This window comes from Chitinophaga chungangae (assembly GCF_017742215.1).
Lineage (GTDB): Bacteria > Bacteroidota > Bacteroidia > Chitinophagales > Chitinophagaceae > Chitinophaga > Chitinophaga chungangae.
In genome coordinates this window covers 471,788-484,110 of record NZ_JAGHKP010000004.1, presented here as the reverse complement: position 1 = coordinate 484,110, position 12,323 = coordinate 471,788, and the positions used below count along the sequence as shown (strand labels likewise).

Below are 12,323 nucleotides of genomic sequence, written 5' to 3'. Positions count from 1 at the left end.
AACTTTTACGTCGTGAACCACCAATATCAATGAAAAAGGTCGGGCAATGCCCGACCTTTTTCATTGATATTGGTAAAAATCAAACTATTTTTTGTCATTCAATAATTTGCCGAGTACTTTGTGTAAACCCTCACCTGTTAGTTTAATATCATCGTAAACTTCTCCAAGAAGGGAACTGTCCACTATCTTTTGACCAATAATATCCATTGCGACGATCTCAGCTTTTTGGTTAAGCAAAACATAACCCGGTATGAATTCCAGCGAAAACAGTTCCTTAGAGGTATTCTCGGTATCGATAGCATGATCCCATGGGGTATCGATTTCTGATAAAGCTTTTTTCCATTGCGAACGGTTTGGATCGATAGAAATACCGATAATATTGAATCCTTTATTGGTAAAATCGGAGTATACCTCTTTAAGTCCTGGCATTTCCTTCCTGCAGGGTCCGCACCAATATGCCCAAAAATCAATCAGGGTATATTTTGCTTCACCGACCATATCCCAAACTGCGCGTTTTTTTCCATCGGGCAATTCCACAACATAATCAGGTATTTTTACACCTGCTTTGTAAGTTTCTCTTATTTTTTGATACGCAATCTGCTGTTTGAGCATAAGTCCTCCTTTGCTATCCCGAACATTAGGTTGTAATTTTTTATACATTTCAGCTTTTTCTTCGGCGTTTAAATTTTTTCTACCGTATATCAAAAATGCCGCAGCAGAAGAATTAATATGTTCATTTATGTAATTTTTCGTAAATATTTTCTGGCTGTCTTTGTTTCTTCTATCCACTGCCGTATCAAAGGAATTGTCCACGATCGATTTAGGCAATGCGTTAGTATAAGCCTCATACTGATCGAAAAAACCCTGGTAAACGGCAGTCGCTACCGAGGTGTTTCTGATCGCCTCCGGCCACTTTCCAAAGTCACCTGAAAGCTTGATTTCGGAGGTGTCTATGATCAATAATATCCAGGTTCGCTTCGTATCTGCCGAATCAATCTCAGCGCGAACAAAGACATATTCTCCGAATGTTAAGCTGTTAATATTGAACTCGATTTTCCCGGAGGAAGACTTTACTATTTGCAACGTGTCTTCAGTATTGTCCCTGGTAACATTTGTCAGATAAAACCTTCTACCGTCCGGCAGGTTCTCGAAATCCCCGAATATCTTTACTTTTAATCCGTTCTGTGAGAATGTGGAGTGATGTATAAAAAAAGCTGCTATAAGCAGTAAAAAACGTTTCAACGTCATAAGTTTGATTTAAATACCAGTTATAGTGAAAAATTCCAGGGAAAACATCCCTTTTTGTTATAATGCAAAATGGAGAGAAGGATCCAGTTTGTTTTCAACCCCCATTCTCAATCTTTCCCCGTAAAAACCTACTTTGACTTCCGGCGATAATATTTGATATGCGTTTTTCCAGGCCTCCTTTGGGCACCATTTCAGGATTAAAAGGGGAGTGTAATAAGATTGAGGGTTTAACAAAATCCAGCCAAGGGTATTTTTTCGATAAAGGAGGTCGGCCATCTCATAGGCATGTTTGGCAAAAACCGCGTCCAGAGAGTCCTTCCCGTTAAGCTGATTTGCCTTTCTTACCCATTCCTGCCTTTTTTTAGTACCTGTTACCTTTATCATCACAGCTTCATAACGCTTCAATTCAGCCGTAAATGGCGCCTGGATCGTGGCCTGGTAATCGTTATATTCATTCTGCAGTGGCCCTCCTGAAACAGAAACCCAGGGCCAGTCTGCCAAACGGCCGGTTACCTGAACATGCTCATCTTTTCCTAAGACGAAGTATTTTGTATCCGGAAGCGTTTCAAGTTTAATCAATACAGGGGTTCCAGGGAGCGAATCAGTGCTCTGCAAGATGCATTTGTTATTTACAAATTTACCTTCCGTCTTACGTTGACCGTTTTTATCCAGAAGGTATACCGAGGTGCCATCCTTTATATCTTCCAGTTGAAAACTAATACTGTACCGGTTTAAAACCTGTGATGTCGCATTATTCGATACCGACAAAAACAGGCATGCTGCCACGAGGCGTACAAAAAACGTCCAATCCATTATCGTTCTAATAATTATTTAATCTTCATTTTTTCAGTACCCGCTCAATCTCCGTCGTAATATCCCGATCCATCAGTGAACCGTTCAGCCTCGCAAGTTTCCCGTTCTTGTCCAGCAGAAGCAATTGCGGTACAAATTGAAAGCCATATCGGTTGCGCATGTCGTTCCATACAGGAATACCCTGGCCTCCCTCGCTCGCGTTTCCAAGAATTACCACCGGCCAGTCAGTCCCCACACGCTCCTCAATCTCCTTGATCTTCGCTGTGTCGGAATCCGGCCCCGCGTACATCGAAATTACTTCAAACCCACTTTTTCTGAGCTTATCATAAGCGGCTTTTACCGCAGGCATCCGTTCGATGCAAACTGAACAATAGATATTCCAGAAGTCAAGTAACACTACTTTTCCCTTCAATCTCTCAAGGTTAATTTCCTGACCGTCCATAGATGTTCCGGAGAATCGCAATGGTATGTTATCAAGGTCCAACAGCCTCAACTTTTGCTCAACCCAGGCCCTCATTTGCGGATTCGGATGATTCTCATACCGGTTCAGAAGATATCTTAAGTCCTGGAACGACAAATTGTAATTGTCTGTTCCGAGAAACAACATACCCAGAATGAGTAACGCGTTTTTAGGGTTTCCACTTCCGATAACGGAAAGGCAATTATCCAACTTCCATACGACCCTCTCCAGGAAATCTTCCGTATTGCCACGGTACTCATCATTCTTCGAAGCAGTTAGTTCCTGCCTGAGGTCTTTGGTAAAATAATCGATCTTTCGTTTTGCGGACAAAGTAGGGGTTTTCTTTATTTCCGCTTGTAAGATTAGCTGATTTTTGCCCCACCGGTTTAACAGATCCCGGTCAACCGGGGAAGAATAATATTCGGATTTTAATGACGCCTCCGCTCCTTTTTCAGCATCTTGCCAAAATTTCAAAGTATTTAAAAGACGCGAAGTGGCCCATTGGTATTTTCGCTGATCATCGGGATAGTTTTTCCAGAATAACAGGCCAATCTTCAAATATTCACGAGCTTCAACTTCAAGGTTCTTTTCGGTCTCAACCGTAATGATATCGTTCTCTAGATTACGTTCTATCTCCAACAAACGATTCCATATGCTGTCCGCTGCAGACACCGTTTTTATATTCGCGTTCTCTCCAGTACTGCCGCCGACCGCAGATGAAGTGCGCACACTAGTAACACTGGAATTTTTATTTTGACTGTCAGAAATCTGACTGTTGCCATCACTCTGGCCCAAAACGGGCCCTACACCTCCAAAAGCTATTATTAAGCACAAAAAAAATGAACTATTGACTTTTTTTGACATTACACATGATTTTCAAGTTTATCATTTTGTTTGCCTCGTAGAAACCCAAAAGATAACTGCAGCAAAGCTGAAATTTGTAAGCCTGAGATTGACAGATGCAGAAAGACATTCTCGAAATAGCCTCTGCAAATAATAGTTCTACTGTTTACAAAAATTTCCCCATCAGTCTTATTAAGACACTAAATGGGCAAAAAAGGGTGAAGCATGAGAAGACTCAAACAATATTTTCTTAAAAATTAATTGAAAATCAATTGTATATCAAAAAAAGAAAAATCAGAAAAATAAAAATTAATGTGAACTATCGACACAGAGATCCACATTAATCTGACTTAACTGAAAAATGCAACAATATTTTATTTACTCTCCTTCACAAAATTGTACCCTACTCCCCCTCCAACACAAACCTTATCGGCAAATTAAAATACACCGCCACATTCCTCCCGTTCTGCCTCCCGGGCTTCCAGTCCGGCATTTTCCTGACCACCCTTAACGCTTCTTCATCCAGCCCGGCTCCTTTTTTCGCCCCCACCAGCTCTACATTGCTGATCTCCCCGTCTGCCCCCACCACGAACTTCACGAACACCGTGCCTTCCACGCCGATTTCAGAAGCTGCGGCCGGGTAACGGATGTTCCTGTTCAGGAAAGCGGCCAAAGCCTTTTCACCACCGGGAAATTCAGGCATGATCTCCACGAAAACCTGCGGCCCCTCGTTCTTGGGCTCCGCCTTTGGCGCTTCCACCACCCCGGAGCCGGTAGGGCCAACAGGCGCGCCATTGTCCACACCGTCTGCCACGCCCTCCGCATTTTTCAGCCCGATCGAAACGTCCTGCAGCTGGTCGTTCTTCGGCACTTCGTCTTCCGGCCGCACATTGTCGTCTTCCGTGACCACGAACGTAGGATGTTTAACCATCGGCAAACTGGCGGCGGGCGGCTCTACACGCGCGGGAGGAGGCGGGGTTACCGGTGGTTTTTCCAGCTCCACGTCGATCGGCGCGATCGGTTTTACTTCAATACGGGGCCTATCGGTTACTTCACCCGCTTTCAGCCGCGTGCTCAAACTATACCCGCCAATGATCAGCAACACGATGCAGCCCATGCCTATAACGGCATTGCGTACACGTTTATCGTACCGGCGGCGAAGGTCGTAAGCGCCGTAATCTTTGTTCCGGTCGTTAAAAAGAATGTCGAGAAAATCTGGTTTGAAGAATTTGGTTGTTTCCATAGCAGTCAGTTTAAAAGGAAGATGCCCCGGAAAATATTTTCCATAAACAGCAGAATAACTCGTTGAACCTTTTTAACTTAGGGTTGTTCTTTACTAGTGTTACCGGCTTTTAAATCTGAATTTTCTATCCGTATGAGATGCTGGCTACCCTCCATAACCATGCGCAAAACCTTGCTGACTGTCGTGCTCCTGCTGGCCGTAAAGGCCCTGTTCGCCCAACAGGACAGTACCGGGCCGTATGTTTTCACCCTCGATGAATGCATCCAATATGCCTCCGCCCACCAGAACGACGTGGTGAACGCACGCCTCAGCCGGCAGTCCAGCCGGGAGCGGATCCGCGAAATGAGAGGCCGCCTGCTGCCCCATGTAAGCGTTACCGGCAACTTTACCGATAACCTCAAGCTGCAAACCTCGCTGATACCGGATTTTGTGAACGATCCCACGCAAAAGATACCCGTGCAGTTCGGCACCAAGTTCTCTTCGTCCCTCACCGGCGAAGCCACGCAAACGCTTTTCAACAGCGATTATTTCCTCGGCCTGCGCGCCGCCAAAGTATATGACGAGCTTTCCGTGCGCGACCTCCAGCGCACCGCCATCGACACCCGCGTACAGGTGAGCGTCGCTTATTTCGACGTGCTCGTCGCTATCGAAAGCATCCGCATCGTAGACGCCAACCTGGCGCAGTTCGGCAAAACGCTCAAAGACACCAAAGCCCGTTATACCGAAGGCGTCGCCGAAAGGATAGACGTAGACCGCATCCAGGCCAGCTTCAACAGCGTGGAAAACGAGCGCGCCAACCTCGAGCGCACCCGGAACTACGCCTACGACGTGCTGAAATACAGCATGGGCATGCCGCTCAGCGCGCAGCTCGAAATCGAGGAAAACGTGCAGAACTTTACCGGCGGGCCTTTGCCGGACAGCCTGAACTATTCCGTGGCAGACCGCCCCGAATACGCCATGCAGCGCGTGCAGGTAGAGCTGAACCGGCTCAACCTCAAAAGCAAAAAACTCGAGTTCCTGCCCACGCTGAACGCTTTTGTGAACTATGGCTACAACTGGTTCGGCGGGGAATTTTCGGAGCTTTACAAAACCGGTTTCGGCGCATCCGCCCTCGGGCTGCGGCTCTCCTGGCCCATTTTCGCGGGCACGGAACGCATTTACCAGGCGAAACAATACGCCATCACCCTGCAGCAGTCGCAAAACGACCTGGATTATCTCAACCAGCAGATCCAACTGCAAGTGCGCGACGCATGGACGCAATACCGGAACAATTACGCGTCTTATATCACCCAGCAGAAAAATATCGAGCTGACGCAGGGCGTGTACGACCGTGTAGTGCTGAAATACGAACAGGGCGTTTCCACCAGCCTCGACGTTATCTCCGCAGACAATAACCTCAAACAGGCGCAGAACGAATATATCACCGCACTGATCAATGCCCTGGTAAGCAAAGTGAAGCTGGACCAGGCGATGGGCAAGATCAAAACGGAATAAACCAATGGTTATGCAACGCACCCGCATTACGTATTTAATGCTGATACCCTTGCTGGCAGCCGCCTGCAAAGGAAAACAGCAACCCGCCGGCGGCCCTATGCCTCGCCCGGCGGTAACCGTATATGAAGTAAAATCTGCTTCGCACGTCGTTACCGAAAGTTTCCCGGCCACCCTCATCGGCAACATGATCGTAGACATACGGTCAGACGTTACCGGCTACCTCGAGGCCATACACGCCAAAGACGGCAGTACCGTCAAAAAAGGACAGGTGTTGTACGAAGTGGACAAAAGCCGCAGCCAGGCCAGCTACGACCAGGCCAACGCTTCCGTGCTGCAGGCCGAGGCAGACCTGGCGCAAAAAAAACAAGACTACGAACGGTACGCCAACCTGCTGAAACAGGACGCGATCAGCCGCCAGACCGTAGACCAGTCGCTCACCGCCGTTAAAACAGCCGAAGCCATTCTCGCAGCGGCAAAAGCCTCGCGCGCAAGAACCGGCACCGATATCAGTCATGCCGTGCTCCGCGCCCCGATGAATGGCAAGATCGGCATCGCGATGCTCCGCATCGGCGACCTGGTCACCGCCGGCTCCACTACCATCAATACGCTGGTGAACGAAGACCCGATCTATGCGGACATCGACATCCCGCAAAGCCGCTACGCGGAATTTGTGGGCAATATGAAAAAAGACCCGGGCGGCGTCAAATATTTTATTGCATTCCCCAACGGCGGCGTATACCCGCAGGAAGGCAAGGTGCTGCTCATCAACAATATCGTCGATCCCAAAACAGGCACGCTGCGCGTGCGCCTTTCTTTCCCCAACAAGGAAGAAACGCTCAAATCGGGCATGACGGCGATTGTACAGATACGCTATCATACGGATAACCAGATCGCCATTCCGTCCAAAGCCATTGTAGAGCTGCTGGGCGAAGTGAAAGCGTATACCGTGGATAATCACAACGTGGTGCAGTCCGTGCCCATCGAAAAAGGACCGATCGTAGACAGCCTGATGATCATCAACAAAGGCCTGCAGGCGGGCCAGCGGATAGTGGTGGACGGCATTCAGAAAATAAAACCGGGCGACACCGTGACTGTAAAATAAAGGCACATGATCTCGAAAACGTTCATAGAAAGGAAAAATACCACGATCGTGATCGCCATCATCCTGGTGATCGTAGGGCTCATTTGCATGGTGAACCTGCCGGTGGCGCAGCTGCCGGACATTGCGCCGCCCACGGTATCGGTAACGGCGAATTATATCGGGGCCAACTCCACCACTGTGGAAGAAACCGTGACCACGCCCATCGAAAACCAGGTGAACGGTACGCCCGGCGCCATGTATCTCCAGTCTGTAAGCGCTAACGACGGCTCCATGAGCATCACGGTAACGTTCGAGATCGGCACGAACCCGGACATCTCCACGCTGGACGTGCAGAACCGCGTGAGCCTCGCGCTGCCTTCCGTTCCGGACGATGTGCGCAGGGTGGGCGTAACCACCAAAAAACGCTCCAACGACATGCTGATGGTGCTGGCGCTGAACAGCCCGAACGGCACGCACGATAAATCTTTCCTGGAAAACTATCTCAACATCTATCTCAAACCCGAGATCGCGCGCATCAACGGCATCGGCGACGTAACCGCCTTTGCCAACGATTACAGCATGCGCATCTGGCTCGATCCCGATAAGATGGCTAACCTCAACATTTCCACTACAGACGTGGCGAGGGCCATCCAGGAACAAAATACGCAGGCGCCGGCCGGTATTATCGGCGCGCCGCCCGCCAACAGGAACCAGGCGTTCGAATACACCGTAAAAGTAAAAGGCCGCCTGCTTACCGCGGACGAGTTCGGCGACATCATCGTGGCCACCAACCCGCAAACCGGTTCGCTCGTGCGGTTGAAAGACGTTTCCCGCCAACAGCTCGGCTCGTTCAGCTACGCCATAGACGTGCGGGCAGACGGCAAGCCGGGCACCGGGATGGCCATCTACCTTTCCCCCGGCGCCAACGCACTGGACGTGGCGGAACGCGTGGAAAAAAGAATGACCGAGCTCGCCAAAACCTTCCCGCCGGACGTGAACTGGCTGATCCCCTTTGAAACGGTTTCATTCGTGAAGATATCCATCAACGAAGTGGTGCAGACTTTCCTGGAAGCGCTGGCGCTCGTGGTGCTGGTGGTGTACATCTTCCTGCAAAGCTGGAGGGCTACGCTGGTGCCGGTATTGGTAATTCCCGTTTCGCTCATCGGCACTTTTATCTTTTTCACGCTGCTCGGTTTTTCCATCAATACCCTTACGCTGTTCGGTTTCGTGCTGGCGATCGGGATCGTGGTAGACGATGCCATCGTCGTCGTGGAAGCGGTGCAGCATCACATCGACGTGAACGGCATGACGCCGCTGGAAGCCACCTACCGCGCGATGCACGAAGTGCAGGCGCCGGTGATCGCCATCGGCCTGATACTCGCCGCGGTGTTCGTGCCCGTGGCCTTCATCCCGGGCGTGAGCGGAAAGCTGTACCAGCAATTCGCGCTCACCATCGCGTTTTCCGTGATATTATCCGCCTTCCTCGCACTAACGCTCACGCCTGCACTCTGCGCCATCATGCTGCGGCCTTCGCAGCTGAATGAAAAATCAAGGGGGCTCAACGCGCTGCATTACCGGTTCAACAAATGGTTCGGCCGTTTCACCGAAAGATACACCCATGGCGTGCGCAGGGCGATCAAACAGACTGCTTTCGTCCTGGTATTGCTTGGCATCCTTTTCGGCGCGGCCTTCTTCCTTTTCAAAAAAGTGCCTACCACCTTTGTGCCGCAGGAAGACATGGGCGCGATGTTCCTCGCCCTCGAACTGCCCGATGCGGCGGCTTCCGTGCGAACGCGCGAAGTAGCCGAAAGAGTGAACAAAATATTGTCCGAAGACCCGGCCGTAGCCCACTACATGGGCGTTGCGGGCATCAACTTCGTGGCGGGGGCCAACAAACCCAACTCCGCCACCTGGTTTGTGAACCTCAAGCCCTGGGACGAAAGGTACGAGACCGGGCAAAATATGAGCACCGTAATCGGCCGCATACAGGGCAAACTTTCGCAGATCACCGAAGCCACGGTACTGGCGCTGCCCTCTCCCACCCTTCGCGGGATGGGCACCTCTTCCGGTTTTTCTTACGTGCTGGAACAACGTTCCGGCAACGACATCGCGGAATTCAACCGCGTGCTGCGGGAAGTATTGATGGCGGCCAACCAGCGGCCTGAAATAGCCCAGGCATATGCGTTCTTCAGTTCCACCACCCCCGAATACAACGTGGAAGTAGACCGCGACCGCTGCAAGCAGCTCGGCGTGGCGGTAAACGATGTGTTCAGCGCATTGCAGACCTTCCTCGGCGGTTTGTACGTGAACGATTTCACGCGCTTCGGGCGCAGCTTCCGCGTGGTGCTGCAGGCCGATACTGCTTACCGGACAAACATCAACCAACTGCAATCTTATTACGTGCGCAACCTGAACGGCGATATGGTGCCGCTCAGCAGCCTGATCAAATACAAGCTGGGCGCAGGCGCGCCGGTGATCAATCACTTCAACCTTTACCGTTCGGTGGAGATCAGCGGCACCAGCAAACCCGGCTACAGCAGCGGCGACGCCATCAAGGCCATGGAAGAAGTGTCTGCCAAAGTGCTGCCGGCTAACTTCAGTTACGATTGGAGCAATATTTCCCGGCAGGAAATCGAGGCGGGCAATAAGAGCATGCTGATCTTTATGCTCTCCATATTATTCGTATTCCTTTTACTTACCGCCCTGTACGAAAGTTGGTCTGTCCCATTTTCCGTACTGCTGGCCGTTCCGGTCGCCCTCTTCGGGTCTATCCTGGCGTTGTGGCTTACCGGTCAGGCAAACAGCGTGTATTCCCAGATCGGTCTTATTACACTGATCGGCCTCTCCGCCAAAAACGCGATCCTGATCGTGGAGTTCTGCAAAGAACGGGTGGACAAGGGCATGCCTTTGATACAAGCCACGCTGGAAGCGGTAGCACTGCGTTTCAGGCCTATCCTGATGACGTCGTTCGCGTTCATCCTGGGCGTGCTGCCGCTGGTATTTGCGCACGGGGCCGGTGCGGCTTCGCGGGTGAATATCGGGTTTACCGTAGTAGGCGGGATGCTGGCCGCCACGTTGCTCGCCATTTTCTCCGTTCCGGTGCTGTATGTGCTGATCACGAGACTGGCATACGGCAAAAAGAAGCTGGCGCAGCTGGAAGAAGAAGGGAAGAACCGGCCGCCGGAAGAATTTTCCCAGCATTAAGCATTGCGCTGATGTGATTTTTTTGATATTGCCGGGCCGCTCCCGGCAATATTTTTTTAGTTCCTTTCTTCAGCGTTGTCGCGGTCCCAGCCTGCATCGCGCAGCATCATATTCGTATAGGCATCCGCCTGTATCATTTTTTGCAGTTCCTCGATCCGCTCCCGTACCACATTTACGTATTGTTTATCGTCGCGGTAAGCGGAAAGGCCTTTGAGCGAACGTTCGTCGAAGCGGCGGAACATGCGCGCGGCGCGCTGGCTTTGATAGGCCCTGCGGCCGAGCAGCTCCAGCACGTCGGAAGCCAGGCGCAGCGAGGTGTCCACGGTTTCGCGGTAAATGCGCAGCACGCCGTCGTTCATCAGTTCGAACGCATCGTTGTTATCCGTGGCCCTTACGAGCATTTGCAGGTGCGGGTAATGTTTTTTGACGGCGGCCACCACTTCGCGGTTTTTCTCCGGCGTGGCCATGGCGATCACGATGATGCGGGCCTGCGCTGCCCCGGCGGATTTCAGGAGGTCTGCGCGCGAAGCGTCGCCGTAATATACTTTCAGGCCCATTTTGCGCAGCAGGTCTACCCTGTCCGAATCCAGGTCGAGCACCGTGGCTTTTACGCCGCTGGCGCGCAGGAAACGGCCCACGATGGTGCCGAAATGATCGAAACCTGCGATGATCACGGGGTTGCGCTCGTGTTCGTCGATCTGGTCGGGCTCCCGCCCGCCCTGTCCGGCGGCGCAGCCGAAACGCGGCTGTATTACTTTCTCGAACAGCAGCATCAGCAGCGGCGTCAATGCCATGGTAATGGCCACCACGGCCATCATAGCGTTCACAGTCTCTTTTTCCAGCAGCGCGGCGCCGCCGGCGAACGAAAACAGTACAAAAGCGAACTCGCCTACCTGCGGCAAAGCGAAGGCAAAAAGCAGGTTCTGTTCCCGGCTTAGTTTGAATATTTTTCCAAGCCCGAGCAATACCCCGAATTTCAAAACCATAATTCCCAACACCAGCCCCGTTACCAGCAGCGGATGCTCCACGATCAGCTGAAAATCGATCGTTGCGCCCACGCCTATGAAGAACAACCCCAGCAACAGCCCTTTAAACGGTTCTATGTCGCTTTCCAGCTCATGACGGTACTCGCTGTTTGCCAACACCACGCCGCCGAGAAACGCGCCCAAAGCGGGACTTAAACCCACCAGCGTCATCAGCACGGCGATGGCCACTACCAGCAGCAGGGCTGAAGCGGTGAAAAGCTCTCTCAGCCCCGTACGCGCCACAATATGCAGGATCGGTTTCACCACGTACCGACCGCCGATCACCAGGCTCGTTACCGCGCCCAGCACGATCAGCGTTCTGACCCATGCGGGCTGGCCGGCGATGAGCGAAGCACTTTCCTCCTGCCCCGATATTACCGCGCCGGCCGGCGCCAGCAGCGGGAAAATGGCCAGCATCGGTATCACCGCGATGTCTTGGAACAACAGCACGGAAAACGAGCTTTGCCCCGCCGCGGAGCCCATCAGCCCTTTTTCGCCCAGCATTTGCAGCACGATGGCGGTAGACGATAATGAAAGGATCATCCCGATCACCAAAGCTTCGTTCCACGGCAAACCCGCAAGCATCGCGATACCCGTGACCGCCGCCGAAGTAACGGCCACTTGCAGCCCGCCCAGCCCGAGTATCGGCGCGCGCAGCTTCCATAACAGCGACGGCTCCAGTTCCAACCCGATCAGGAACAACATCATCACCACGCCGAACTCGGCGAAATGCATCAGGTCTTCCCCGCCATGACCGATCAGCCCCAGCAGCGCCGGCCCGATGATGATGCCGCCGAGGAGGTAGCCCAGCACGGAACCGAGGTTCAGTTTTTTGGCGAGCGGCACAAACACCACCATGGTGGCGAGATACACCAGCGCCTGGTAAAAAAAGGATTCGTTCGTCATAGCCGG

8 protein-coding genes are annotated in these 12,323 nt (G+C 51.8%); 3 read left to right on the top strand and 5 right to left on the bottom strand.

What is annotated here, in order from left to right; all coding sequences use genetic code 11:
- Positions 1-84: 84 nt before the first annotated feature.
- From J7I43_RS21585 to J7I43_RS21570, 4 genes are all read right to left on the bottom strand, one after another.
- Positions 85-1,248: a TlpA family protein disulfide reductase gene (locus tag J7I43_RS21585; RefSeq protein WP_209147948.1), complete on the bottom strand. Its 1,164-nt coding sequence runs from the start codon at positions 1,246-1,248 to the stop codon at positions 85-87.
- Between the two features lie 57 nt (positions 1,249-1,305).
- Positions 1,306-2,061 carry a hypothetical protein gene (locus tag J7I43_RS21580; RefSeq protein WP_209147947.1) on the bottom strand — a complete coding sequence of 252 codons (756 nt, stop codon included), beginning with the start codon at positions 2,059-2,061 and terminating at the stop codon, positions 1,306-1,308.
- A gap of 25 nt (positions 2,062-2,086) precedes the next feature.
- Complete coding sequence (locus J7I43_RS21575) at positions 2,087-3,385, bottom strand: TlpA family protein disulfide reductase (protein WP_209147946.1); 1,299 nt, start codon at positions 3,383-3,385, stop codon at positions 2,087-2,089.
- Positions 3,386-3,767: 382 nt separating this feature from the next.
- Positions 3,768-4,607 carry an energy transducer TonB gene (locus J7I43_RS21570; protein ID WP_209147945.1) on the bottom strand — a complete coding sequence of 280 codons (840 nt, stop codon included), beginning with the start codon at positions 4,605-4,607 and terminating at the stop codon, positions 3,768-3,770.
- 132 nt (positions 4,608-4,739) lie between these two features.
- On the opposite strand from J7I43_RS21570, the gene J7I43_RS21565 reads away from it, so the two are divergent.
- Genes J7I43_RS21565 through J7I43_RS21555 form a run of 3 tightly spaced genes read left to right on the top strand, consistent with a single transcriptional unit; the run spans position 4,740 to position 10,386 of the window.
- Positions 4,740-6,101 carry a TolC family protein gene (locus tag J7I43_RS21565; protein ID WP_209147944.1) on the top strand — a complete coding sequence of 454 codons (1,362 nt, stop codon included), beginning with the start codon at positions 4,740-4,742 and terminating at the stop codon, positions 6,099-6,101.
- Between the two features lie 10 nt (positions 6,102-6,111).
- A complete protein-coding gene (locus J7I43_RS21560) occupies positions 6,112-7,203 on the top strand; it encodes an efflux RND transporter periplasmic adaptor subunit (RefSeq protein ID WP_209147943.1) in 1,092 nt (363 codons plus the stop codon).
- A 6-nt stretch (positions 7,204-7,209) separates the two neighbouring features.
- Positions 7,210-10,386: an efflux RND transporter permease subunit gene (locus J7I43_RS21555; protein ID WP_209147942.1), complete on the top strand. Its 3,177-nt coding sequence runs from the start codon at positions 7,210-7,212 to the stop codon at positions 10,384-10,386.
- A gap of 56 nt (positions 10,387-10,442) precedes the next feature.
- Here the strand turns inward: J7I43_RS21555 and J7I43_RS21550 are convergent, their stop codons facing one another.
- Positions 10,443-12,317, bottom strand: a complete 1,875-nt coding sequence (locus J7I43_RS21550; RefSeq protein ID WP_209147941.1) for a monovalent cation:proton antiporter-2 (CPA2) family protein — start codon at positions 12,315-12,317, stop codon at positions 10,443-10,445.
- Positions 12,318-12,323 lie beyond the last annotated feature (6 nt).

Excerpts from the sequence above, each read along its gene's own strand:
- J7I43_RS21565 (WP_209147944.1), top strand. The coding sequence starts at position 4,740 with ATGAGATGCTGGCTACCCTCCATAACCATGCGCAAAACCTTGCTGACT.
- J7I43_RS21570 (WP_209147945.1), bottom strand. The coding sequence starts at position 4,607 with ATGGAAACAACCAAATTCTTCAAACCAGATTTTCTCGACATTCTTTTT.
- J7I43_RS21560 (WP_209147943.1), top strand. The coding sequence starts at position 6,112 with ATGCAACGCACCCGCATTACGTATTTAATGCTGATACCCTTGCTGGCA.
- J7I43_RS21555 (WP_209147942.1), top strand. The coding sequence starts at position 7,210 with ATGATCTCGAAAACGTTCATAGAAAGGAAAAATACCACGATCGTGATC.
- J7I43_RS21585 (WP_209147948.1), bottom strand. The coding sequence starts at position 1,248 with ATGACGTTGAAACGTTTTTTACTGCTTATAGCAGCTTTTTTTATACAT.
- J7I43_RS21575 (WP_209147946.1), bottom strand. The coding sequence starts at position 3,385 with ATGTCAAAAAAAGTCAATAGTTCATTTTTTTTGTGCTTAATAATAGCT.
- J7I43_RS21580 (WP_209147947.1), bottom strand. The coding sequence starts at position 2,061 with ATGGATTGGACGTTTTTTGTACGCCTCGTGGCAGCATGCCTGTTTTTG.
- J7I43_RS21550 (WP_209147941.1), bottom strand. The coding sequence starts at position 12,317 with ATGACGAACGAATCCTTTTTTTACCAGGCGCTGGTGTATCTCGCCACC.